A 23,929-nucleotide genomic window follows, 5' to 3' on the forward strand; every position below is an offset into this window, starting at 1 on the left:
GTGATTTCGTGCAAAATACTACTGATTCCATCCGTTTCTCAATTAGAGAAACCTTGTAAAATCAAGTTTCTTTTCTGAATGAAAATGCCGCCGATTCGTGTGTGACAGCGATTTTTCACCGGCCTTCTAGAGAACACGTTTTGCGGACGGGAAGAGAACTTGCCTTGACTCCTTGAAAACTTCCTTGTTATTCTAAGGCCATTGATATTACTGTAATGGTTCGTTTGAGCCCCTGCGAGGGAAAGCTGCCATTGCCTACCGCAATAATTCCTTTTAACAAACTTTTTACTCAATTCATGGCCAATCATACAAAAGCCGGCTGAATTCATTCCTACATTTGGGGGTTTTTGCGAATGGTATGGAAAGACAAATTAAAAAAAATGTCTCACAAACAAATTTTGTTGTACGCGCTCATCGGAATTTGTTTGGCCGCCTCCGTTCTTTTTGTTCACTACAATCATCCCTTCTATGATCGTCCCATTGCCAAAGTGATCAAAACAGAACTGACAGATACAACGAAAGTAACTGATATGCATGAAAATGAAGATCGTCTATTCACCCAACGCATCATTGCTCAATTGAAAAATGGCGACCAAAAAGGACAGCTTATTCACTTAACCAACCAGTATTCCTCATCGAAAGCTTATGATCAACAATATCGTGTTGGAGATGAATTGTTTGTTTCAATTGATGCAAATAGAAACGAAAACGCACATTTAACTGGAACGATCCAAGGTGTAAAGCGTGACAAATACGTATTGATGGCGGCATGGGTTTTCATCTTGACTTTGCTTCTCATCGGGAAAAAGCAAGGATTGTTGTCGATTATAAGTTTAGCCGTCAACTCCATTTTGTTATCCTATGCATTGGATGTTTATCTCCATACATCCGGCATCAGTCTCTTAATCATATGCGGCATTAGTATCATTTTGTTTACTACCATTTCTTTGTTGCTCGTTAACGGGTTTAATGAAAAAACATATGCCGCTATTGTTGCCACCTTACTGGGAACGTTTATGTCGCTGTTGATCACTTATCTTGTCATGCAATTCACGTCAGAACAAGGCCTTCGATATGAGGAAATGCAATTTGTAACTCGTCCTTATAAAGTCGTGTTTATGGCCGGAGTATTTATCGGATCTTTAGGAGCTGTAATGGATGTGGCAATTACAATGTCCTCTTCCATCTTTGGATTGTATGAAAAGAATAACAACATATCGATCAAAGCACTGAAAGCTTCGGGAATGGAGATCGGGAAGGATATTATGGGAACGATGACAAATATTTTGTTTTTTGCCTATATAAGCGGCTCCATCCCTATGCTTATTTTGTATTTAAAAAATGCCTCCCCCTTCATGTTCACCCTTTCGATGAACCTTTCGCTGGAATTGGCTAGAGCTTTAGCTGGGGGGATTGGAATCGTAATGACAATCCCAATAGGGTTATACACGACTATTTTTTTCATTAAGAGAAAGAGGGCAAGAGCATGAATACATTGTTCTGGTTAGGAACCATTTTATTCATTCTGATGGTCCTTGTTGGCGGGAAAAAAGGGGCACGATCTTTCTTGGCCATATTCTTCAACTTTGGCATGCTCATACTCACTATCCTGATTATGCTGATTCCAAAAGCTGATCCGATCATCTTAACATTGATTGCATCCACGTTGATCAGCTGCATTAGCCTTTTTTACATCAATGGAGTGAGCACAAAAACAATCACTGCCTTCATTTCTAGCATGGCCACTGTGGTGATCCTGCTCTTCTTTATTGTCATTGTGACTGAAAATGCTATGATTCAAGGATTTGGCGAAGAGGAAGTTGAGGAAATTTCCGCCTTTTCCCTGTACATTGGAATCGACTTTGTGAAAATCGGGGCATCTGTCATTATTATGAGTACAATAGGTGCGATTACCGATACGGCGATTGCCATTTCGTCTCCAATGCGCGAAATATTCCATCACCATCCATCCATTAGCAGGAAAGATTTGTTTGCCTTCGGTTTACGTATGGGGAGGGATCTATTAGGAACGAGTACAAATACGTTGTTTTTCGCCTTCTTCGGCAGCTATTTGGCATTGCTTATCTGGTTTAAAGATTTATCCTACTCTATCGATCAAATCGTAAATTCAAAAATATTTAGCGCAGAAATGATCGCGATCTTTTTTGCCGGGATTGGTGTAGCATCGACTATTCCAATCACTTCGTGGGTGACCGCTTATTTTTTAGTCAAAAAAGGGAGGAAATAAATGTTATCAATGTTGTTTTCGTTGACATCATAGTCGTCCGTCGACACCCCGTTTAGCGGATCGGTTGGGAAAAGCGAACATCCGGATGGATAGGCATTTTGGAACGCCCTGCTGTCATCGTTGCTTTACCCATTCTGTTCGGCGAACAAAGTTTACCATCATGTTCCGCTCCATGCCTCGCTGTACACACCGATCCGCTTTTTGGGAAACTTTCAACGCCCAAGATGATAGCCAAGCCATGCTAACAACACGCCAAACGAGTAGGTAACGACCAAATAAACGTAAGCGACCACCAAATAAGCCCTCGTTTTTCCCTGTTGTTTTCGTTGCATCATTTGCACGCTTTCCCATTTCAATGTGGAAAACGTCGTAAACGCCCCCATAAAACCGGTGCCGACCAGTAGTTTTTCAACATCGGCGGCGCCGCTTCCAGCCAGCCAGCCGAGCAAAAACGAGCCAAGTAAGTTCACAATGAGCGTCCCGAGCGGGAAACGCGGCGAGCGCCGGGCCGCCCAGCGGCTGACGGCGTAACGGCAGATGGCGCCAAAAAAACCGCCGATCATCACCAATAGCGCTTCCATCATCGGACCATTTCCCCCTTTCGCTTTGGCTGGGCGGCAGCGGAGCCCGCCCATGCCGCGGTTAGACCGCCGAACAAACTGGCGGCGATATAACCAGCAGCCATGCCCCATCGTCCTTGTTCCAGCAATTCAACACACTCGACGCTAAGGGTGGAAAACGTCGTATACGAGCCGACAAAACCGGTCGTCACCGCCGTTTGCAGCCATGGCGGCCACGCCGGGCGGCGGGTGAATGTGACCGCGAGCCAGCTGAGCAAAAATGCGCCTGTCCAGTTGATGAAAAGCGTCGCAAACGGAAAGCCATGGGCGGCGGGAACAAGCAAACCGAGCCCATAACGGACAAGCGCGCCGATCATGCCGGCGATGCCGACCGCGAGATAGACCAATCAGATCCCCTCCTTCCGAAAAATGAACAGACTCCTGCCGCTTTCATTCGCAGCAGGAGTCATCAGCCGGAAACCGGCGGTTATGGCGAACTCCATCGCCTATGAAGTTCAGTTTTTCTTCATTGTACCATATGTCTTGGTTCGCTGTGAAGACCGACCTAGGAGGATGGTGATTAAATCGTGCACACCGCTTCCTAGCATCGTTTCTCAAATAGAAAAGCTTTGCAACACTGTACACTTTTATTCATCGACCAAAGAAAACCAATGTTTTTCACCAGCCTTCTAGAAAGATGAGGAGTAAAGCCGGCATGTCGCTTCCCTGCATCGTTTCTCACATAGACCCTTGTAGCGTCGGTGCCGCTTTTCCCACCTTCCGCGATCGATGAAGGGAAACAGTAGGCTTTCCCGCGCTTTCTAACGGGCGCGGCGGAACCCGTGTTGTTCGAAAGTGTGGAGCGCCTGTTCACTCGTCAAATAAGAGTAAAACTCCCGTGCCTCCTTGAGATGTTTGCTCGTTTTGATCACGCCGAGCGGGTAGACGATCGGTTCGTGCATCTCATTAGGCACCACAACCGCAATTTTCACGTTGCCGGAGACAAGCGCGTCCGTCCGGTACACAAAGCCGGCATCGACGTTGCCCGTTTCGACATACGTCAACACTTGGCGGACGTCTTTGGCCAGAACGAGGCGCGGCTTGACTTTTTCCCATAACCCGGCCTGCTCAAGCGTTTGTTTCGCGTACATGCCGGCCGGCACCGACTCAGGGATGCCGATGGCCACCCGTTTCGCGCGAGTGATGTCATCGAGCGACCGAATCGCTTCTTCCCCTTGTTTTGGCACAATGAGCACGAGTTCGTTGGCCAGCACCGTTTTTTCGTGCCCGGAATCGATCAGCTCTTCTTGTTTCAGCTTCGCAAACGGCTCGACCGCGGCAGAGAAAAACAAATCGACCGGCGCCCCTTGTGCGATTTGTTTTTGCAAGGCGCCGGATGACCCAAAGTTATAGTGAATGCGGATGTTCGGATGCTCGCGCTCGAAGGTGGTTTTCACTTCCTCTAGCGCGTCTTGCAAACTGGCAGCTGCTGAGACGGTGAGCTCAACCGGTTGTTGTCTGCCCTCCGGCCGCCCCGCGGCGCATCCATACAACCCAGCAAGCAAAAGCAAGGCAATGATCGCGGCCTGAATGGTTCGCATCGTTCTCCCCCCTTTTTGCGCGCTTCGGTGTGACGGAATAGAAAAACAGGGAGCTGCACGTGCTCCCTGCTTCATACCGCGGCGGCATTACCCGCGCAACACCGCGCCAAACTGCTTCTCGGCCGCGGCGAGCACTCGCTCATGGACGGCCGTAACTTCTTCATCGGTGAGCGTCCGCTCCGGATCATAGTAGCGGAGCGAGAAGGCGAGCGATTTTTTCCCGGCCGGCAGACGGTCGCCTTGGTAGACGTCAAAGAGGGCGACGTCTTTCAGCAGCGGCTTCCCGGCTTCTTCGATCGCTTGTTTGAGGGCGCCGGCTTCGACGTTTTCGTCGACGACTAAAGCGATGTCGCGCACAACCGACGGGAAGCGCGGAATCGGCTCGTAGCGGATCGCTTCGCTTTCCGCGTTCAACAGCTCGGCCAAGGCGAGTTCAAAGACGTACGTTTCTTTCAAATCGTACTCTTTTTGCACAGCTGGGTGGAGCTGGCCGACAAAGCCGATCACCGTTCCGTCAAGCGCAATCTCTGCCGTCCGCCCCGGATGCAAGTCGGCGCGCTTCGCCGGGCGGTAGCTGATGCGATCAGACAGCCCAAGCAGGTCGAACAAGCCGTCAAGCACGCCTTTTGCAACATAGAAATCGGCCGCTTTTTTCTCCCCTTGCCAAAGGTGAGCATGCCATAAACCGGTGATGACGCCGGCGAGCCGCTCGTTTTCCGCCGGCTGGACGTTTTCCCCGCGCGACAAATAAACGGAGCCGATTTCGTACAAGGCAACGTTCTCGACTTGGCGGGCGCGGTTGTAGCTCGCCGCTTCAAGCAGATGCGGAATCAAGCTTTGCCGCAAAACGCTCCGCTCTTCGCTCATCGGCAGCGCCAAGCGGATCGGTTCGGCGGTCTCCAAAGCAAACCGCGTCGCTTTGTCCGGGCTGGTGAGCGAATACGTGATCGCCTGGAACAAGCCGGCGCCTTCCAAATAGCGGCGGACGCGGCGGCGCTTTGCCTGGTACGGCGTGAGCCCGCCCGGTTTCGCCTCGGCCACCGGCAACGTCGCCGGCAAATGGTCGTAGCCGTACAGGCGGGCGACTTCCTCGATGATATCTTCTTCGATGGCAATGTCACGGCGGCGCGATGGGACATGAACAGTGAACGTTCCGTTGTCTTCTGTGAACGGAAATTGCAAGTTCGCCAAAATCGCGGCCACTTCCTCTTTCGACATCGCCGTGCCGAGGACGCCGTTGATCCGTTCAAGCGTGACCGTCACGACCACCGGCTCTTCTTTCCATGTGCTGGCTTCGACGATGCCGCCGACGACCTCACCGTCGGCGTATTCGGCCATCAACGCCGCGGCGCGTTCAAGCGCTTCTTTTGTCCGCGCCGGATCGATCCCTTTTTCAAAGCGGGTGCTCGCCTCGCTGCGCAGCCCGTGGTCTTTCACCGCCTGGCGGATGACCGGGCTCGCAAAATACGCCGCTTCAATGAACACCGTTTTCGTGTCGTCACGCACTTCCGAATTGGCCCCGCCCATTACGCCGGCTAAGGCGACCGGCTCGCGGCCGTTCGTGATGACGAGATGATCGTCGGTCAGCTTCCGTTCGACATCGTCAAGCGTCACGATCGTTTCGCCTTCCTTCGCGCGGCGGACGACGATCTCCCGCGAACCGAGGCGGTCGTAGTCAAACGCGTGCAGCGGTTGGCCGTACTCAAGCAAAATATAGTTCGTAATGTCGACGACGTTGTTGTGCGGGCGAATGCCGGCCGCCATCAAGCGCGCCTGCATCCAAAGCGGCGACGGGCCGATCCGGACGTTTTTCACGATCCGCCCGGCGTACAGCGGATTGTCTTCCGGCGCTTCGACGCGGACGGAAATGTAGTCGTGGATCATTTCATTGTTTTCTTTGACCGCCGCTTCCGGCAGCTTCACCGCGCGGCCGAGAATGGCGGCCACTTCATAGGCAACGCCGATCATGCTTAAGCAGTCAGCGCGGTTGGGCGTTAACGAGAGTTCGAGCACTTCATCGTGCAAGCCGAGCCATTCCAGCGCATCGGCGCCGACCGGCGCATCGCTCGGGAAAACGAAAATGCCGTCGGCGTATTCTTTTGGCACGACTTTCGTTTCGATGCCGAGCTCTTGGAGCGAACAAATCATGCCGTTCGATTCTTCGCCGCGCAGCTTCGCCCGTTTGATTTTAAAATGGCCCGGCAGCACCGCGCCGACTTTGGCGACAGCGACGTTTTGCCCTTTCGCGACGTTCGGGGCGCCACAAATGATTTGCACCGGCTCTCCTTCGCCAAGATCGACAAGACACTTTCGCAGTTTGTCGGCGTTCGGATGCGGCTCGCATTCGAGCACATGGCCGATGACAACTCCCTTCATCCCCCGGTTGAGCGCTTCGACCCGCTCGACTTCAATGCCGCTTTTGGTGATGCGCTCCGCGAGCTCTTTGGCAGTGATGCCGGTCAAATCGACATACTCGCTTAGCCAACGGTAAGACACGAGCATTTAGAACCCCTCCTTTTTCTGCTATACACGCAAAAATTGCCGCAAGAAACGTAGATCGTTTTGATAGAAATGGCGGATGTCATCAATGCCATACTTCAGCATCGCGATCCGCTCCGGCCCCATGCCGAACGCAAAGCCGGTGTACGTTTTCGAATCAAAGCCAGCCATCTCAAGCACGTTCGGATGCACCATGCCGGCGCCTAAAATTTCGATCCAGCCCGTGCCTTTGCAGACGCTGCAGCCGTTCCCTTCGCAGCGGAAGCAGGACACATCGACTTCGACCGACGGCTCCGTAAACGGGAAAAAGCTCGGCCGGAAGCGGATGTCGCGCCCTTCGCCGAACAGCTTGCGAGCAAATTCGCGCAGCGTCCCTTTCAAGTCGCTCATCCGGATGTGGCGGTCCACCACCAATCCTTCAATTTGTGTAAACTGGTGCGAATGGGTCGCATCGTCGGTGTCGCGGCGGTACACTTTGCCCGGGCAAATGATTTTCACCGGGCCGCGCCCGCGGTGCTTCTCCATCGTCCGCGCTTGCATCGGCGATGTATGGGTGCGAAGCAAAATCTCTTCGGTGATGTAAAACGAATCTTGCATGTCACGGGCCGGATGCCCTTTCGGCAAATTGAGGGCTTCAAAGTTGTAGTAGTCGGTCTCGACTTCCGGCCCTTCGGCGATCGTATAGCCCATGCCGATAAACAAGTCTTCGATTTCCTCGATCACGCGCGTCAGCGGATGCGCATTGCCGAGCCGCACCGGCCGGCCCGGCAGCGTCACATCGATCGCTTCGGCCGCCAGTTTTCGTTCGATTTCTTCTTCTTCCAGTTTCGTTTGTTTCGCCTCGAGCGCCTGTTGAATCGCCTCTCTCACCTCGTTGGCCAGCGCGCCGAGTTTCGGGCGTTCCTCCGGCGGCAGCGCCCCCATGCCGCGCAGCACTTCGGTAATCGGCCCTTTTTTGCCTAAGTAGGCGACGCGCACCTCATTGAGCGCTTTTAAATCGCCAGCTTGTTCAATTTTGGCAAGCGCTTCTCGCTCTAGTTCATGCAACCGTTCTTTCACGCCAATCCCTCCTCGTTTCAAATAAAAAAACCCGCCCCAGTAAGGGACGAGTTGTTGCTCGCGGTACCACCCTTGTTAACAGCGCCAATGAAGACGCGCTGTTCGCTTCCTTGCCATAACGGCCAAAAGCCGGACCACCTTTACATCCCACGCTGGGATGGTCCCGGTGTCAACTCGGGAGGTGAACTTCACTTGCGTCAGCCATAAAAACGCTCCCAGTCTATGGCGTTTTCTCCCTGGATGGCGAGCAGCAAGCTACTTTTCTCCGTCATCGTTGTTGTCGGTATGGGAAATGTCGCTATTCATTATACGCAAATGGGCGGGCAAAGGCAAGGTCAGGCCGAGATTTCTTTGCGCAGCTCATCGATTTCCGCTTCCTGTTCAATCGAGCGGATCACAAGGCGCTCCATCATTTTTTCCTGCCGCACTTGCCCTTCCTTGAGCGCGGCAACATCTTTTTTAACCCCTACCATGTCTTTTTTCATGGCCTCCATGTCTTTTTTCATGGCGTCCACATCACGTTGCAGGCGATCGACTTTGTCTTCAAGTTGCTTCACGCTTCCTTGCAGCTTGACGATATCGATGCGCATTTGTTCGATGTAGGCGCCTCGAACGTCAAGGCGCTCAAGCACCGCGTTCAACAGCGCCCGCAGTTCGTCATCCATCCGTCTCCTGCTCCCTTGTCCGATTGATGTTCGATTCCATTTTACCGCACCGCCCGCAAAGAATAAAGCAAAATTCCGGCCGCCACCGCGACGTTGAGCGACTCCGCCTGGCCGTAAATCGGGATGTGGACGTTTTCTGTCGTCATCTCGAGCAGCTCGCGCCGGACGCCGCTTCCTTCGTTGCCGACAAGCAAGGCGAATGAAGGCGACGGACGAACGGTGCGGTAATCGACGGCGTTCTCCAAGGCGGTGCCGTACACAGGAATGCCCCGCTCCTGGAAACGCGCGATCCACTGCGCCAGATCGCCTTTGACAACCGGAAGGTGAAACAGCGATCCTTGCGTCGCACGGACGACTTTCGGGTTGTACAAATCGGCGCATCCTTCCCCTAAAATGACCGCATCGATGCCAGCCGCATCAGCCGTGCGAATCATCGTGCCGAGATTGCCGGGATCTTGCACGGCGTCAATGAGCAGCGCCGTGTTCACATCACCAAGCTCGGCTGCGGCTTGCCGGCAGACAGCCATGATCCCTTGCGGCGTTTCCGTGCTGCTGATCGCCTTCATCACCGCTTCCGTTACAATCACCACCGGAACATCGCTGACGTCCCAGCCGGGCGGAATCGCGGCCCGCTCATCCACAATCAGCTCAACAAGCGGCGCTTGGCTTTTTAGCGCCTCTTCGATGAGATGAAATCCTTCGAGCAAAAACCACCCGGTTTCGTCGCGCCCTTTTTTCGTCAGCAACTTTTTCCATTGCTTCACGCGCGCGTTTTTTGGTGATTCGATCCGCTTCACCGCTTCGCCCCCCAATGTTTGGCGATAAATTCGTCGCGGCCGGAAGCGGCCCGGTCTTGCTTATAATGTTCCGGATTTTTCTTATGGTAGTTTTGATGGTACTCTTCCGCCGGATAAAACGTCGTGGCCGGCAAAATTTTCGTCACGATCGGCTTCGAGAAGCGCCCGCTTTCTTCCAACGCCCGCTTGGACTGCTCAGCGAGCTGGCGCTGTCTTTCGTTATGGTAAAAAATCGCCGTCCGGTATTGCGGGCCGCGGTCGTGAAACTGGCCGCCGTCATCGGTCGGATCGATTTGACACCAATACAGCTCCAAAAGCCGCTCATATGGGAACACGTCCGGGTCAAACGTGATTTGCACCGCTTCGTAATGGCCGGTCGTCCCGGTTTTCACTTGCTCATACGTCGGGTTTTCAACATGCCCGCCCGTATAGCCGGAGACGATGCCGTAAATGCCGTCGAGTTCCTCAAACGGCGTCACCATGCACCAAAAGCAGCCGCCAGCGAATGTCGCTTTTTCCATTTGGGTCTTCACCTCATGCGTCAAGTTTCTTCTTTCTGATTATAGCAAACGGTGTACGATTGTCATCTTTCACGCCCAAAGCCAAGTTCCTTCACCAAACTAGACGCGTTCCGTTCCGCACGCCAGCCGCTCATGTCTCCGAGTCAAGCCGTTGTTTCATTTCGGCAAGCAAGCGGTCAAACAGCGGGATATAGTCGGTGCGAATGCGTTCATACATGCCCATCGCCGTTTCTTCATCATACGTATGGGACGTCCGGTTGCGGTCTTCCAGCATGCGAAGCCATGTCTCTCCGTCTTCAATCAACCCTTCCCGAAACGCCTCGCGAATCGTTTTTCGTGGGCTCGTCACTTCGGAGTATCCTTGGTACTCCAAATAAAGTTTCATCCATTTCCACGCCAGTTCGTATGTGAATTCAAACCGTTGAATGGTCGCATCGACAACAAGGTCATCCGTTTGCGCGTCTCTTGCGGCGCTTTGCCGGAGTTTGGCGAGCGCCCGTTCGAAATCGTAACATCGATCCATCAGCCGGCTCATTGTAACCATCACCTTTCCCCGCTCATTCGTTTGGAAAATCGTCTTCCCTTCCTTGTCAATCGCTGTTTTTAACCGCTCGTTGCCGATCTCATCATAATCAATCAGATCGATTCGATAAATGATGGGCAATTCATCCAAATCTGATTGCAAGCGGTGCAACAACTCGTTTGATTTTCTAAATTTGATGGCTATATCAATATCCGACGTTTTCTTATCATCGCCTCTCGCCCTTGAACCAAACAAAATCACTTCTTCAACGGCATCGGCGTAGCGCTGAAACAGATGAATCAGCTGGCGAAACACCGCTCGCTCGAATCCGTATCTCGTTTGAGCCGCCATCCTCTCTTCCCTCGTTTCCAAGATCGTTGCCTTCATTATACCATAGTCTGGCAAGCGCAACGACTTCGACCGTCGATGCATAAATCCGCCGCCATCGGCAAACGATAACGATGTACCATACGAATAACGAGGTGAGACAGATGGATTTGAACTTGCGGAAAGCCATTATGCACAATGTCGCCAACAATTCCAAAGACCAGCTTGAAAACACGATTGAAGACGCGATCCAACGCGGTGAGGAAAAATATTTGCCCGGCCTTGGTGTCCTGTTTGAAGCCATTTGGACGCACGCCACCGAGCAGCAAAAAGACATGATGCTCACGACACTCGAGCAGGCGGTGAAACAATAACCGCCTGCTTTTTTCGTGTCGGAACGTCTCACACATCAAGTTCCTCATGAATGATGACAGAAATCGTTTCCTCCCCCTATTTACCAACTAAATAAATAACTGGAATGACGATAAGAAGTTATGATAAAATAGACAAAAGAATACAGAAAGGGGAGATTATTTTGAAAAGGTGGACAACCATTGTTCTTTTCATGCTTTTGCTTTTCGTTCCGCTTCGCGTATCCGGTGCCGGTTCATCCGCTCTGACGGAAGCGGTAAACAAGCAGTTTAAAGACACGCTGACTTACTACAAAAATGGTTCTGTCCAAATCCTCGACAGCATGACCACATCAACGGAAGTAACCGAAAACGACACGAAAACGACAAAAACCGTGCAAGTCGTGCTCGCTCAAGGGAGCGAGATCCGAGACAGCCTGTTCGTTTTTCATGCCAAACAAATTTTCTATTACGACGCTGATAGCCAAAAGCTGCTGGATTCCGCTTCCCTTTCCAAAAATGAGGACATCAAGCAATTTGAGAAAAAGCATAAAGGGGAACTAGGCAAAAAGCTAAGCCCGCTCTCCTTTACCGTTCTGCTCGTTGCTTTGTTGCTGACCATCACGTTTCCGCCGCTTGTGGCCATTTGGTTCTACGGCGATGCTTCGATCTCGCATCGCTATACATCCAAAGCGGCGAGCATGAAAGCTTGATCTTGGCAGCAGTAACGGGTACCGTCAACCATTTTGTGTAATGTAATGGAGTAGGGGTTCTCTGAAATGGATTTGGAATGAATAGGGAGGAAACGAGTTTCCTCCACGCAGGGGACTGAACGTTCAGTCTTCTGCGTGGAAAGAGACATAGGTAAGGTTCTCCTTTCTCTACGATTTTTGGTCCATCAGAGAATCCCCTACCTTTTTTCTTTTGGTCTAGCAAAATGCTTTACACAAAATTTTATACATCATCGCCAAATGCTTGACAAAAAATGTTATACATCATCTCCTATTGTGCTTTCACTGATATATGACAACATATGCACAAGAATTTATTAGAAAATTACCCAAAAATAATAAACGCGAACAGCGCGAGGCATTGTTCGCAAAAATATATTAGTCCTCATCATGCTAGTCGAGTGCTAGGGTTCGACTAGCAGGACAAGTTACGTATCATTTTTTCCAAATTTTATTTCGATCTCATCTTTCATTTTCCTCTTTGTATTTCTAAAACCAACTAAAATAAGCAACATGTATACAATAACAACAATCCCAATACGTAGATAAGGATGAATAAATTCAAAAAGAGTTGTGTAAATAAAGATAAACATTAGTAATATAGGAGCAACTACATAAATAATACGGCTAGTATCCTTTTTCTTAACAGCATAAAATAGTTGCCAATAGATTAAGATCACGAGGAAAATTCCGTTTATTTCGTAAGCCTCCATTATAAATCCCCCTAGTTGCCTGCAACTGAGTACCCTTTTCTAAAACCATTGGCAAAGATAACGATATCAGGTATGAATCCCCATATCCCTATCGCTTTGATAGCCCCTTTAGCTGCACCTTTGATCATCATTTGCGTTGCTGCCTTTTCAATTCTCCCAGCTGCTAATCGCGTTTCAGCCTTGGATATCTTAGTTTTCACCTCTTCTTCTGTTTCTCTCCAACCATTACGGGCACCTACTGTAGCCGGACCTACCTTACTAGCAGTATTAGCAGCACCACTCCAATTAATTCCATACGAAGCCGCTACATCCTTTAATCCTTGTTTAATTCCTGATTCGATTCTGCTCCATGTAGACATGTCTAACCATCCTTTCCACTAGAAATGAAATTTAGTGCTAAGTAATGAATAACTGTACCCTATGAATATAAGAAAGATCCAAACAGTAGTCTCATGTTTTTTGATCAAAATGATAGCTATCACAATTAAAATACTTCTTACCATATGAAAGCTTTTCCCGCCTTATACGAAAAACACCCTCAGCCAGCCTCCTACCATTTAACAAATACACGAAAAATTTATATTCACTCGCTTTCTGAACATGCTCTAAGAGCTGATTGTGTTCAAATAAAATAACGTGTGCAAAAGTTCTATGATAACCCCCACCCTTTCCAGCCGGTATAACGTCTATATTACCGTATACCATTGTATTATTTTGTTCAATAACGATGACAACAGGCAGATCTTTTTTTACATAAAGAAATTCCATAAACAGACATAATGCCCGATCATAAATGCTAAAATCACTTGTTGGCTGTAATGGAAAAAGCACACCTTGATGATTTTTTTCCGCCCCCATGCATGTCAAACATTTTACTAAGCAAGCATCCTTAAAATCCTTTTTCATTTTTGTCAATAGGTCGATGCTTATTTCTAGAATTCTCTGCTTCCTAAAGAAAATGCTTAATCTATTTTCTTCCTCCCCCTTTTCTATTAAATGACTCAAATCAAAAAACCCATCAGTCGACTTGATACAACAAAAATTCTCCTTGAATTTCACCTCAATCTCGCGTAAAAAGGGTAAATATAATTTCACAACAAACACACCCAATCGTCATAATATTCACAATAAAAAATTTATCTTTTTTTTTTTTTTGTCAATATGTTACGATCGAACAAGGTAAAAAAGCGGGGGATTGATGATGTTTTTCCGACATGAGGGAACTATACCCTATTTATTCACCGGCCTTCTGGGGCCGGCTGCGTCCATCAGCGCCCTGCCGTCTGCCCCGCCGCAATATCAAAAAACACCGGCCGCTTGGGCCGGTGTTTCCATTAGTCAAACGTCAGTTGCTTCACTTTGTCGGCATCAAGCCGTTTGATCACTTCGACAAGCAGCTTGACCGTGTTTTCGTAGTCGTCGCGGTGCAAAATGGCGGCGTGTGAATGGATGTAGCGCGTCGGGATGGCGATCGTCAGCGACGGAACACCGCTGCCGGTTAAGTGGATCGCCCCCGCGTCCGTGCCGCCGCCCGGCATGGCGTCAAAATGATACGGAATGTCGAGCTCTTCAGCCACCTCGATGACAAACTCACGCAAGCCGCGGTGCGAGACCATCGTCGCATCGTACAAGACGATGTGCGGACCGGCGCCGAGTTTGCCCATCGCTTCTTTTTCCGACACCCCCGGCGTGTCGCCAGCCACGCCGACGTCAACCGCAAAGGCGATGTCCGGCTGAATGAATTGGGCCGCCGTGCGCGCGCCGCGCAAGCCGACTTCTTCCTGCACCGTGCCGACGCCGTATACCGTGTTCGGATGGTCGACGCCCTTCAGCTGCTTGAGCACATCGATGGCGACCGCACAGCCGATTCGGTTGTCCCACGCTTTGGCCAGCAACATTTTTTCATTGTTCAATACCGTGAATTCAAAATACGGCACGATCATGTCGCCCGGGCGGACGCCCCATTCCATGGCTTCCTCGCGGCTCGTCGCGCCGATGTCGATGAACATGTCTTTGATGTCGACCGGTTTTTTGCGCGCTTCCGGCGGAAGAATGTGCGGCGGCTTCGAACCGATGACGCCGGTGATGTCGCCTTTTTTCGTCACAATCGTCACGCGCTGGGCAAGCATCACTTGGCTCCACCAGCCGCCGAGCGTCTGAAAGCGGATGAACCCTTTGTCATCGATTTGCGTCACCATGAAGCCGACTTCGTCCAAATGGCCGGCGATCATCACTTTCGGCCCGCCGGATTTCCCTTCTTTTTTGGCGATCAAGCTGCCGAGCCCATCGGTGGTCACGTCATCGGCATAAGGAGCTATGTACGTTTTCATCACCTCGCGCGCTTCCCGTTCGTTGCCGGGCACGCCTTTGGCATCGGTCAGCGCTTTCAGCATCGTCAACGTTTCGTCCAATTTCGCCATCTTGGCACCCCTTTCCGGTTTTGTCCACTTTTTTATTATACTTCTAACGGTTGACAATGTTCAATCATTCGCCCTTCGAAAAAATCAATTAATATCGTTCATTTTGCCGTTGGTGGTTCACTTCGTTTTTCCGGCGATACGCGGCAGCCACCGCCTCGGACGAAAAGCCGAGCGTCACGCCGAGACGCCAATATTCCGTGAACAGCGCATCATAATCTTCAGGCGCTTTCGTCTCCCCAAACCGGTCAGCGTGGCGAAACACGGCAAGAAACTGTTCGACAGGCAGCCGCTCAGCCGCCGGGATCTCTCTCTTTTCATAGAAAAATCCGCATTCCAGTCCGAGCGATAATAGAAAATGCAAACCATCCACATACTCCTCGAGCACCCGCTCCATCGGCGCCGGCGGCTTCACGCTCCAAAACTTAAAACAGCGCGTCTCGTTCGCCAGCTCGCCGAGTTCAACGAGAAAAGCAAGCATCTTTCGGCTGAACAAGTTTTCCTGCACGAGACCGTGCTCCGCTTCAATCCGTTCATCCAACGTCCGCTGCATGTCGTAAAGCAAGGGCCAGTTCATTCTCTCCTCCCCTTTCTATTCGATCCACTGCCAATACACCATCAATTCTGCCGCCGCCAACAGCGGCAAGCCGTATCGAAATCGGCGATGGCGCGTTTTGTGGCGAAACGTATACATGCCCATCATGGCTCCGAAAGCGCCGCCCACCCACGCCAGCAGCCAAAGCGTCCGCTCAGCGATGCGGAACCGATGGCGTCTCGCCTTATATTTGTCAAGCCCCATGGCAAAAAAAGCGAGAAGATTGACGGCTATGGCATATTGTATCATATGGTCCCTCCTTCACTCCATTTTCAATAAAAACGGCCATCCCGGTCGAGGATGGCCATCGTTGTTACTTATTCAAATTTGCCTTCGCCAAGTCAGCGAGCTGGGCAAACGCCGCTTGGTCATTGACTGCCAAGTCGGCGAGCATTTTCCGGTTGACTTCAACGCCGGCCAGTTTCAAGCCGTGCATGAGGCGGCTGTAAGACAGGCCGTTTTGGCGGGCGGCCGCGTTGATGCGGGCGATCCACAATTTGCGGAAGTCGCGCTTCCGTTGACGGCGGTCGCGATACGCATACATGAGCGATTTCATCACTTGCTGGTTCGCGACTCGATATAACGCGTGTTTCGCGCCGAAATATCCTTTGGCAAGCTTTAATACTTTTTTGCGACGTCTGCGCGTCACTGGTCCACCTTTTACGCGTGGCATAATCGTTCCCTCCTATAGTCGGTCATTATTTCAAGTTGTCGAGCATTTGGCGGATGCGCTTGAAGTCGCCAGGCGAGACGAGCGTCGCTTTGCGCAGCTGGCGTTTTTGTTTTTTCGTTTTATTGGCAAACAAGTGGCTCGTATACGCATGGCCGCGTTTTAATTTGCCGCTCGCCGTTTTTTTGAACCGTTTCGCCGAGCCGCGGTGAGTTTTCATTTTTGGCATCGTAGTTCCTCCTTACTTGTTGTCGTTTTTCGGTGCCAGCACTAAAAACATGTTGCGCCCGTCCATTTTCGGCGCCGTTTCGACGACCGCAATGTCGGCGCACGCTTCGGAGAAGCGGTCAAGGACGCGCTGCCCGATTTCTTTATGGGTGATGGCCCGCCCTTTGAAGCGGATCGTCGCCTTCACCTTATCGCCTTTTTCGAGAAACTTGCGCGCGTTGCGCAGCTTCGTGTTGAAATCGTGCTCCTCGATCGTCGGGCTGAGGCGCACTTCTTTCACATTGATGACTTTTTGCTTTTTGCGCGCTTCTTTTTCTTTCTTTTGCTGCTCGAAGCGGAATTTGCCGTAATCCATGATCCGGCAAACGGGCGGTTTGGCGTTTGGCGCGACAAGCACCAAGTCCAAGTTGCGTCTTGCCGCGATCTCAAGCGCTTCCTGCTTCGACTTGATGCCGAGCTGTTCGCCGTTTTGGTCGATCAAGCGCACTTCCCGGGCACGAATTTGTTCGTTGATGATAAAATCTTTGCTAATAATGAGCCACCTCCAAGGTTTTTTCCGACTGGCTTGTTTGCCGGCAGAACTCCGCCCCCAGCAAAAAAGCGCGGATGCATAAAGCACCCGCGCACGGCGTTCGCATCAACCGGCGATGAGCCGAACCATCGCAACCTGCCAACAACCTCTTGGCGTCGGTCAGGTGAGAAGCGGGCGCTTCTGCTTTGGACAAACAAGCAATCATTCCACTTTATACACTATACCACCTTGGCGATGGCATGTCAAGGAGCGGTTCTTGATAAACACAACGTCCTTCATTATAACCGAACATCTTTTTGTTGACAAGAGAAAAATGATAATTTTTTATAAAAACGTTTTGCTGTCCTTTTCTTCCTTGTTTTCGATGCAACGGGGCCGTCTTTCCGTGAAAATGCCGGCCTGACGCGGATGTTCATCCCCCGGTTGGAGGGCAGATCACGCTGCCCATGGACCTTTTCTATGAAACAAACGCGGCCCGACAAGCGGGCAGGCCGCCTGCGGGCCATTGTTGGCTTATCGTTCTTTCGCTCGTTTTTGCCGCACCTCTTCTTCCAGGCTAGCGATAAATTGATCTAGCGCGACCGTCCGACTTTCTTTTTCGCCGTAGCGGCGGACGTTGACCGCCCGCTCGGCCGCTTCTTTGTCGCCGACGACGAGCATGTACGGGATTTTTTGCATTTGCGCTTCGCGGATTTTATAGCCGATTTTTTCGTCACGCTCGTCGACTTCGACACGGAAGCCGTTCGCCTGCAGCGCTTGTTTTACTTCATATGCATAATCGAGGTGGGCTTCCGGCGACACCGGAATCACTTTCACCTGCACCGGGGCAAGCCACGTCGGGAACGCGCCTTTGTATTCTTCGATCAAGAAGGCGACAAACCGTTCCATCGTCGAAACGACGCCGCGGTGAATGACGACCGGGCGATGCGGCTTGCCGTCTTCGCCGATGTACGTCAAATCAAAGCGCTCCGGCAAGAGGAAGTCAAGCTGCACCGTTGAGAGCGTTTCGTCTTTGCCGAGCGCCGTGCGCACTTGCACATCGAGCTTCGGCCCGTAAAACGCCGCTTCTCCTTCGGCCTCGTAGTAGTCGAGCCCAAGCTCGTCCATCGCCTCGCGCAACATGCGCTGCGCCTTTTCCCACATCTCGTCGTCATCGTAATATTTTTCTTTATCGTGCGGATCGCGGTATGACAAACGGAACGAATATTCGTCGAGTCCAAAGTCTTTGTATACTTCCAAAATCAAGTTGACGACGCGCTTAAACTCGTCTTTGATTTGATCCGGGCGCACGAAAATGTGGGCGTCATTAAGCGTCATGCCGCGGACGCGCTGCAGCCCGGTGAGCGCTCCGGACATTTCGTAGCGGTGCATCGTGCCGAGCTCAGCGATGCGGATCGGCAGCTCGCGATAGCTGTGCAGCTTGCTTTTGTAAATCATCATGTGATGCGGGCAGTTCATCGGCCGCAGCACAAGCTGTTCGTTATCCATTTCCATCGGCGGGAACATGTTTTCTTTGTAATGGTCCCAATGGCCTGATGTTTTGTACAGCTCGACGCTGCCAAGCACCGGCGTATAGACATGATCGTAGCCAAGGGCGATTTCTTTATCGACGATGTACCGTTCGATCAGGCGGCGGATCGTCGCCCCTTTCGGCAGCCAAAGCGGCAGCCCTTGTCCGACTTGCTGCGACGTCGTAAACAACTCGAGCTCTTTGCCGAGTTTGCGGTGGTCACGCTCTTTCGCCTCTTCAAGCAAGTGCAAATAATGATCCAACTCTTCTTTCTTGAAAAAGGCCGTGCCATAGATGCGCTGCAGCATTTTGTTGTTGCTGTCGCCGCGCCAATAGGCGCCCGAGATGCTAAGGAGCTTAAACTCTTTGATTTTCCCGGTCGACGGCACGTGCACCCCGCGGCAAAGGTCGAAAAACTCGCCTTGCTCGTAAATGGAAATCGTCTCGCCTTCCGGAATGTCGCGGATCAACTCGAGCTTCAAGTCGTCGCCGATTTCCTCATACCGCCTTATGGCTTCTTCGCGGCTCACTTCTTTGCGGACGATGTCGAGATTTTCTTTGACAATGTTGCGCATTTCCGCCTCAATTTTCGGCAAATCATCCGGCGTGAGCTTATGCTCCATGTCGATATCGTAGTAAAAGCCGTTTTCAATGACCGGGCCGACGCCGAGCTTGACGTTGCCGTACAGCCGCTTGATGGCCTGCGCCATTAAATGGGCGGCGCTATGGCGCAAAATGTCAAGCGCCTCCGGCATGTCTTGGGTAATAATGACGAGTTCACCGTCTTCGTGAAGCGGCGTGCGCAAATCAACGAACCGGCCGTTCCATTTTCCGGCGATCGCTTTTTTCTTCAGCCCCGGGCTGATCGAGGCAGCGATGTCTTCGGTTGACGTTCCGCTTGGAAACTCCTTTTGCGCTCCGTCGGGGAACGTAATGCGAATGACGTCTGGCATAAACTTCACTCCTTTGCATTGGTATCAAAATAAAAAAACTCCTCCCTTAAAAAGGGACGAGTTTTCGTCGTGGTTCCACCCTTCTTCCCATGGCAAACCAACGCCATGGCTCAACACCGATAACGGCCGTCCGCCGGCGGCAACTACTGGGCGTAGCGTTCGCTGCCGCAGCTCTGAGGGGGTAAGCGCACTTTTCGTGTTAGGAAGGTTTCAGCCGCTGCCTTCCCTCTCTGGAAACCGTAAAAATGCGCCCATGTCCTCGTCATCGCTTTGTTTTCCTCTTATCTATGACGACATTATAGCGAAAACGGTCGAGAAAATCAACATTCTCCCCCATGCCCGGCATTGGCGGCAAACAACCGGGAAAAGTCGGCGCGGCTGTGGAGACGAAGCCGTTCTTCAAACACGTTTTGGATCGTCTGCACCATGCCGTCATCGGGGTCATCCGTGTACAGTTCAATTTCCGACGGGGCGAGCGAAACAAGCGGCGCCAGCACCGATGAATCGATGTACATCGGCTGGCTGACGACAAGATGGCGGTCGATCATTTGCCTCACGTCTTCCGCGGACAGCTCCCGCCGCTCGCTGTCATAGAACAAAAAGCGAGGCGGATCATGCAGCAAATACAGCCGCGGCCATGCCGGTTTCCTTGCAGCGACGCAATCGCGCAACGTCTGCACAAAGGTTTGGTATTCTTGTTCAAGCTTATATTCATCGATCGCCAGTTCGACATAATGCTGCAACCGCTCCATATACGGTTTCAACCGAAACATCGCAAACGAGGAAAACGAAAACGACAGCTCGTCGCGCAAAAAGGCGCGGAACGCTTCAACCAAAAGCGCCGTTCGCGAAGCGGCAAACGCCGGCCCTTTTCGGTAATCGCGCCGCTCGCCGTCCAAAAACGAATGGGCGAGCGCCAAAATTTGCTGCTGTTCTTCCGGGTCGCGAAAATAAAACCAATCGGAAATCATCGTTAGCATGAACCGATCTTCCATATGTTCGCGCACAAACGCCGTCATCGCTGGGATGATTTGCGTTTCCAGCGCACGCGCTTCCTCGCCTTGTATGTAAACCGCCACCGTTTTCTTTCCGTCATACGCGGCATGAAACAGCGGAGCATCGGCCGGTTTTCGTTCGTTCAGCAGCCAAAACAGCTTTTCCGCCTCGCTTGCCTCGTCAAAATGGATTTCGATCACCCGCTGTCCCCCCTCAGCCTAAAGGAATGCTTGGTTTATATATATGGGGACAACCGGCCGTTTAGACTAAAAAAAAGCGCAAAGCGTAGCGGCGTTTCACCTAGGGGGCGGGTGATTTAGTGCAAAAACGACGGATTCCACTCATTTCTCAATTAGAAAAACCTTGCAGAATCCGCTTTCTCTTCTGAATGAAAATGCCGCCGATCGGGAGTTGACAGTGGTTTTTCACCGGCCTTCTAGGCGCGGCCAGACAAAACATCGGCGTCCTGTTTTCAGGAGCCGATGGCAAAGAGCGAGCAAGGGGCGCGAGAATGCGGTGCGTGCGTTAGCCGTTTTGCTCGCGACGGTTTGGTCCGGTCAGTTCAATCGGGTACGCCAAGTAGCGAATTCGTTCCATGATGCGCGCCGCCTTCACCTTTTCCTCTTCACCGCGCTGGGAATAAGTCAAATGATGGGCCAACTGCTGCAAATTAAAATTCGACGTAAAAAAGGTCGGCAAGTTTTCAAACATCCGGTATTGCAAAATCGGCCCGAGCACGTCATCGCGCACCCAGCTCGACATCGCCTCAGCTCCAAGGTCATCGAGCATCAAAATCGGCACTTTTTTCACGTAATCGAGCTTTTCGTTCATCGTCTGGTCTTGCAGCGAATGCTTCATCTCGCGAAACAGCTCCGGCACATAGACGATGAGCGACGCGATGTTTCGTTTGGCAAGCTCATTGGCGATCGCCGCAAGCAAGTACGTTTTGCCGACGCCGAACGACCCATGTAAATACAGACCTTTCATTTTTTTTCCCGGCTCGTATTCGGCCACAAACCGCTCGGCAAATCCAATCGCTTTGATCCGGCCGTCATCGCTGAGGTCGACATCGGAGAGCGACGCCCGCAAAATTTCACGCGGCATAAACATGCTTTGGATGAGCGACTCTTGGCGCTTCCGTTCGTCATGCTGCACCTTTTTCGGGCAGCGGTCATACTCAATCTCTATTCGGCCGCTGCTGATCACCAAATTCGGCTGATACCCTGGCAACATGTTTGGACATCGCTCCAGCCCCGGGCATTGGCGGCAATGCCCGTTCTGCTCGATAAACTCGTACAGCTTCATGAGGCTGCGGTCGACCGCTTCCGCAGACAGCTGCGGTTCATGCGCCTGCAAAAACGGCTGCACGTCCGGATGCGACAAAATATAGCGCTTCATTTGTTCGTAGCGCTGCTTAAAGCGTTGATTGCCAAGCAGCCGCTGCAATAATTGATTGACTCGTTCCATCGCCTTTCCACCTACGATCCGTCCCGATATTTTTTCAGCCGCTCCTCGATCTCCTTGCGCGCCTGTTCGACATCGAAATCATCGTCTTCCGGCTCGCTGTAATCCATCTTCAGCCAGTCCGGAACCATTTCGGTGCGCACCACTTTCCGCACCGTTTTCGTCCCTTTTTCTTTTTCATTCGCCCAGCTTTGATACGTTTTCGCTTCCTCTTTCGCTAGCTCCATCGCTTCTTTCACCGTCTTCACCTTTTTGCGCGCCCAATGGCTGGCGATCTTTTCTACGTATTTTTTTGACAATTTCATATTCGTCCGCAGCATGACATAATAAATGAGCACATTGACGACGCCGGGAAGCAGCTGCTGTTGGAACATAATGTCTTCGATCAGCTGCAAATCGGCCAGCGACGGCTCGGCGCCGCCGGCGATTTCTTTCAGCAGCTGGCGCGGGGAAATCGTTTCGAGCTGTTTCACCAGCTGTTCTTCTTTCGTGCGCGGGTTGGCGTTTTCCATCGTTCGATAAGCAAGCGGCTGCACCCGTTCCACCAGGCGCGGGGAAACGCCGCCATGCTCCAGCTCATACCATTCGCGCGCCGCCTGCCGCAAGGCGTCGATGTCGATATGATACGACGGATCAATGACGCCAAGAACAAGCTTTTGCATCTCAAGCGGCGGAATGCCATACAAAAACGCCAGCTTTTTAATCGCCTCTTTCACTTTTGCTGTCATCGCGCGGCGCGGCACGAGCTGTTTCGACAACCCGGCGAAAAACAACTCAAAATCAAACACCTCGTCATCGAGGGCGTACGATGCCTCCTCGCGCCCGACATGCGCCTTTCCTTCATTCAGTGGCCGCTGTTCTTCGCTGAAACGAGACACCATCCGCTCGGCAGGAACGGCGGCAAACACGTCGGAAAATGAGCGCGTTACCGGGGTGAACCGAGCGACATCCTCCATCGGCCGGGCGAAAAAGTCGCTCAACTGGGCGAACAAATGGCGGCCAACTTGACGCTGCAAAAAGGTGCTCAACATCTCATCGCGAAAAAACTGTTCCGGTGTCATCGGCGGGCGCAGCTCGTAAAGAAACAGCTTCGGCTCATCGTCACCGAAAGCGCGGACATACGTATTCAGCAACCCGATTCCCTCCAGCTTCAGCCGTTCGCCGTAGATGTCCGGAAGGCTGCATTGCATAAGCTCCATGAGGCGGCGATGGGTCGCCTCCTGCCCGCTAAGCAGCTCCCAGTCCCCCCAAAGCGTCATATACAAAGCTAGCGCGCGATGGCCGATGAGCGGCTGGTACAACAGCGTCAACACTTGGCGGTCCAGCTCGTGCAGCGCTCCGCGGCTTTGCACGACATACCGGTCAACAGCAATCAGTTCTTTCCAATGATGCCGCATCATCTCAACCTTCCATCTTGCGTGATTCGTTTCAACCCGTCCTCCCCCTTTCGGCAGGGAAAAGGCGTTGAAAAAAGGGCTTGCCGTCCAACGCCAAAGCCCTTTTTACCGCTGTTCTTTTTTGATCAGCTCTTTCAGTTCTTCGATAAACACGTTAATATCCTTGAACTGCCGATAGACGGAAGCGAAGCGGACATAGGCGACCTCATCGATGCGCGACAGCCGCTCCATCACCATTTCCCCGATCGTTTCGCTTTTGACTTCCGACACTCCTTGCTGGCGCAGCTCGCGCTCGATTTCCTGCGTCACCTTTTCCAGCTCCTCGAGCGCCACCGGCCGCTTTTCGCACGCTTTGATCAAGCCGCGCAAAATTTTCTCGCGGCTGAACTCTTCGCGCGTTCCGCCTTTTTTGACGACAATTAGCGGCGGCTCTTCAATTCGTTCAAACGTTGTAAACCGGTAATGACACTGTTCGCATTCGCGCCGGCGCCGGATCGAACGCCCTTCCTCGGCCGGGCGCGAGTCGAGCACGCGCGTACCTTGATGATGGCATGACGGACATCGCATAACATT

Annotated in this window: 27 protein-coding genes, 1 riboswitch and 3 other annotated features; of the genes, 4 read left to right on the forward strand and 23 right to left on the reverse strand. The window is 51.8% G+C overall.

Annotation, left to right across the window (positions count from 1 at the left end; translation table 11 throughout):
- Positions 1-353: 353 nt before the first annotated feature.
- Complete coding sequence (locus GC56T2_RS13205) at positions 354-1,490, forward strand: YibE/F family protein (RefSeq protein WP_144975805.1); 1,137 nt, start codon at positions 354-356, stop codon at positions 1,488-1,490.
- Positions 1,487-2,248 carry a YibE/F family protein gene (locus tag GC56T2_RS13210; protein ID WP_144975807.1) on the forward strand — a complete coding sequence of 254 codons (762 nt, stop codon included), beginning with the start codon at positions 1,487-1,489 and terminating at the stop codon, positions 2,246-2,248. The genes GC56T2_RS13205 and GC56T2_RS13210 overlap by 4 nt, the downstream gene beginning before the upstream one ends.
- Before the next feature lie 212 nt (positions 2,249-2,460).
- Here the strand turns inward: GC56T2_RS13210 and crcB are convergent, their stop codons facing one another.
- The 9 genes from crcB to GC56T2_RS13255 all read right to left on the reverse strand — a co-directional run bounded on the left by crcB (position 2,461) and on the right by GC56T2_RS13255 (position 10,824).
- A complete protein-coding gene (gene crcB / locus GC56T2_RS13215) occupies positions 2,461-2,832 on the reverse strand; it encodes a fluoride efflux transporter CrcB (protein ID WP_144975809.1) in 372 nt (123 codons plus the stop codon).
- Complete coding sequence (locus GC56T2_RS13220) at positions 2,829-3,215, reverse strand: fluoride efflux transporter FluC (protein ID WP_144975811.1); 387 nt, start codon at positions 3,213-3,215, stop codon at positions 2,829-2,831. Before GC56T2_RS13220 ends, crcB begins: the two co-directional genes overlap by 4 nt.
- 46 nt (positions 3,216-3,261) lie before the next feature.
- Positions 3,262-3,324: riboswitch (Fluoride riboswitch) on the reverse strand.
- Between the two features lie 305 nt (positions 3,325-3,629).
- Positions 3,630-4,409 (reverse strand): molybdate ABC transporter substrate-binding protein, encoded by a 780-nt coding sequence (gene modA / locus GC56T2_RS13225; protein WP_144975814.1) that lies wholly within the window; start codon positions 4,407-4,409, stop codon positions 3,630-3,632.
- An 87-nt stretch (positions 4,410-4,496) separates the two neighbouring features.
- Positions 4,497-6,911 (reverse strand): phenylalanine--tRNA ligase subunit beta, encoded by a 2,415-nt coding sequence (pheT, locus tag GC56T2_RS13230; protein WP_144975816.1) that lies wholly within the window; start codon positions 6,909-6,911, stop codon positions 4,497-4,499.
- Positions 6,912-6,932: 21 nt separating this feature from the next.
- Positions 6,933-7,967: a phenylalanine--tRNA ligase subunit alpha gene (gene pheS / locus GC56T2_RS13235; RefSeq protein WP_144975818.1), complete on the reverse strand. Its 1,035-nt coding sequence runs from the start codon at positions 7,965-7,967 to the stop codon at positions 6,933-6,935.
- Between the two features lie 39 nt (positions 7,968-8,006).
- Positions 8,007-8,248: a binding site (T-box leader), on the reverse strand.
- A 54-nt stretch (positions 8,249-8,302) separates the two neighbouring features.
- A complete protein-coding gene (locus tag GC56T2_RS13240; RefSeq protein WP_144975821.1) occupies positions 8,303-8,632 on the reverse strand; it encodes a hypothetical protein in 330 nt (109 codons plus the stop codon).
- Between the two features lie 41 nt (positions 8,633-8,673).
- On the reverse strand, positions 8,674-9,429 hold the full coding sequence (locus GC56T2_RS13245; protein ID WP_144975823.1) for a TrmH family RNA methyltransferase: 756 nt from the start codon (positions 9,427-9,429) through the stop codon (positions 8,674-8,676).
- Positions 9,426-9,950 (reverse strand): peptide-methionine (S)-S-oxide reductase MsrA, encoded by a 525-nt coding sequence (gene msrA / locus GC56T2_RS13250; protein WP_144975825.1) that lies wholly within the window; start codon positions 9,948-9,950, stop codon positions 9,426-9,428. Before msrA ends, GC56T2_RS13245 begins: the two co-directional genes overlap by 4 nt.
- 130 nt (positions 9,951-10,080) lie before the next feature.
- Positions 10,081-10,824: an HI0074 family nucleotidyltransferase substrate-binding subunit gene (locus tag GC56T2_RS13255; protein ID WP_144975827.1), complete on the reverse strand. Its 744-nt coding sequence runs from the start codon at positions 10,822-10,824 to the stop codon at positions 10,081-10,083.
- A gap of 140 nt (positions 10,825-10,964) precedes the next feature.
- On the opposite strand from GC56T2_RS13255, the gene sspI reads away from it, so the two are divergent.
- Both sspI and GC56T2_RS13265 read left to right on the forward strand, forming a co-directional pair.
- Entirely contained in the window at positions 10,965-11,174 is a 210-nt protein-coding gene (gene sspI, locus GC56T2_RS13260; protein WP_033019442.1) for a small acid-soluble spore protein SspI, read from the forward strand.
- Positions 11,175-11,335: 161 nt separating this feature from the next.
- Positions 11,336-11,863: a hypothetical protein gene (locus GC56T2_RS13265; protein ID WP_255516089.1), complete on the forward strand. Its 528-nt coding sequence runs from the start codon at positions 11,336-11,338 to the stop codon at positions 11,861-11,863.
- 446 nt (positions 11,864-12,309) lie between these two features.
- Here GC56T2_RS13265 and GC56T2_RS13275 read toward each other — a convergent pair whose 3' ends face one another.
- From GC56T2_RS13275 to nrdR, 14 genes are all read right to left on the reverse strand, one after another.
- Complete coding sequence (locus GC56T2_RS13275; protein ID WP_033019443.1) at positions 12,310-12,594, reverse strand: hypothetical protein; 285 nt, start codon at positions 12,592-12,594, stop codon at positions 12,310-12,312.
- An 11-nt stretch (positions 12,595-12,605) separates the two neighbouring features.
- On the reverse strand, positions 12,606-12,953 hold the full coding sequence (locus tag GC56T2_RS13280; protein WP_033844286.1) for a hypothetical protein: 348 nt from the start codon (positions 12,951-12,953) through the stop codon (positions 12,606-12,608).
- 91 nt (positions 12,954-13,044) lie between these two features.
- The gene (locus GC56T2_RS13285) at positions 13,045-13,689 is read right to left on the reverse strand and encodes a hypothetical protein (protein ID WP_255516090.1); all 645 of its coding nucleotides are present in this window, start codon (positions 13,687-13,689) and stop codon (positions 13,045-13,047) included.
- Positions 13,690-13,928: 239 nt separating this feature from the next.
- Positions 13,929-15,014 (reverse strand): M42 family metallopeptidase, encoded by a 1,086-nt coding sequence (locus GC56T2_RS13290; RefSeq protein WP_033019448.1) that lies wholly within the window; start codon positions 15,012-15,014, stop codon positions 13,929-13,931.
- A gap of 88 nt (positions 15,015-15,102) precedes the next feature.
- Entirely contained in the window at positions 15,103-15,588 is a 486-nt protein-coding gene (locus tag GC56T2_RS13295) for a dUTP diphosphatase (protein ID WP_144975833.1), read from the reverse strand.
- Positions 15,589-15,603: 15 nt separating this feature from the next.
- Positions 15,604-15,855, reverse strand: a complete 252-nt coding sequence (locus GC56T2_RS13300) for a DUF1294 domain-containing protein (protein ID WP_144975835.1) — start codon at positions 15,853-15,855, stop codon at positions 15,604-15,606.
- A gap of 64 nt (positions 15,856-15,919) precedes the next feature.
- Positions 15,920-16,279 carry a 50S ribosomal protein L20 gene (gene rplT, locus GC56T2_RS13305; protein WP_011887944.1) on the reverse strand — a complete coding sequence of 120 codons (360 nt, stop codon included), beginning with the start codon at positions 16,277-16,279 and terminating at the stop codon, positions 15,920-15,922.
- A gap of 25 nt (positions 16,280-16,304) precedes the next feature.
- The gene (gene rpmI / locus GC56T2_RS13310) at positions 16,305-16,505 is read right to left on the reverse strand and encodes a 50S ribosomal protein L35 (protein WP_025949458.1); all 201 of its coding nucleotides are present in this window, start codon (positions 16,503-16,505) and stop codon (positions 16,305-16,307) included.
- 12 nt (positions 16,506-16,517) lie between these two features.
- The gene (gene infC, locus GC56T2_RS13315; protein ID WP_074044349.1) at positions 16,518-17,039 is read right to left on the reverse strand and encodes a translation initiation factor IF-3; all 522 of its coding nucleotides are present in this window, start codon (positions 17,037-17,039) and stop codon (positions 16,518-16,520) included.
- A gap of 53 nt (positions 17,040-17,092) precedes the next feature.
- Positions 17,093-17,228: a sequence feature (ribosomal protein L20 leader region), on the reverse strand.
- Positions 17,229-17,549: 321 nt separating this feature from the next.
- Positions 17,550-19,499 (reverse strand): threonine--tRNA ligase, encoded by a 1,950-nt coding sequence (thrS, locus tag GC56T2_RS13320; protein WP_144975837.1) that lies wholly within the window; start codon positions 19,497-19,499, stop codon positions 17,550-17,552.
- A 49-nt stretch (positions 19,500-19,548) separates the two neighbouring features.
- Positions 19,549-19,774, reverse strand: a binding site (T-box leader).
- A 45-nt stretch (positions 19,775-19,819) separates the two neighbouring features.
- Complete coding sequence (gene ytxC / locus GC56T2_RS13325) at positions 19,820-20,695, reverse strand: putative sporulation protein YtxC (RefSeq protein WP_144975840.1); 876 nt, start codon at positions 20,693-20,695, stop codon at positions 19,820-19,822.
- Between the two features lie 325 nt (positions 20,696-21,020).
- Positions 21,021-21,962, reverse strand: coding sequence for a primosomal protein DnaI (gene dnaI, locus GC56T2_RS13330; RefSeq protein ID WP_033019454.1), 942 nt, complete (start codon positions 21,960-21,962; stop codon positions 21,021-21,023).
- 11 nt (positions 21,963-21,973) lie between these two features.
- Entirely contained in the window at positions 21,974-23,356 is a 1,383-nt protein-coding gene (locus tag GC56T2_RS13335) for a replication initiation and membrane attachment family protein (RefSeq protein ID WP_144975842.1), read from the reverse strand.
- A 105-nt stretch (positions 23,357-23,461) separates the two neighbouring features.
- Positions 23,462-23,923 carry a transcriptional regulator NrdR gene (gene nrdR / locus GC56T2_RS13340; RefSeq protein WP_033019455.1) on the reverse strand — a complete coding sequence of 154 codons (462 nt, stop codon included), beginning with the start codon at positions 23,921-23,923 and terminating at the stop codon, positions 23,462-23,464.
- Positions 23,924-23,929: the final 6 nt, after the last annotated feature.

This window comes from Geobacillus sp. C56-T2 (genome assembly GCF_007829715.1).
GTDB classification, from domain to species: Bacteria; Bacillota; Bacilli; order Bacillales; family Anoxybacillaceae; genus Geobacillus; species Geobacillus icigianus.